The sequence below is a fragment of the Monashia sp. HAY1-2A genome (genome assembly GCF_056755315.1).
The window spans coordinates 1-247 of record NZ_JBNDHY010000637.1; the positions used below are offsets into that span (position 1 = coordinate 1).

Genomic DNA, 247 nt, shown 5'->3' on the forward strand with positions numbered 1-247 from the left:
CTCTTTGGGTTTTGAACGGCATTATCTTCATCGTTCTGCTCTTCGCCACGGGCCAATGGTTGAGGATCGTCCCCACCAATTGGGATGTCTTCCCGAACGCTGTCTCAGCCGGCCTGCAGTACGCCTCGCTGAACTGGCCTGTTGAAAACGGCTGGAACAACTACAACAGCCTCCAGCTGCTGACGTACTTCATCACCGTCTTTATCGCCGCACCGCTGGCCATCATTACAGGCATCCGGATGTCCGG

Annotated in this window: 1 pseudogene; it reads left to right on the forward strand. The window is 55.9% G+C overall.

Features of this window, described 5'->3' with window-relative positions:
- Positions 1-247: pseudogene (locus ACPYOM_RS23355) on the forward strand (cytochrome b/b6 domain-containing protein); the annotation flags it as partial.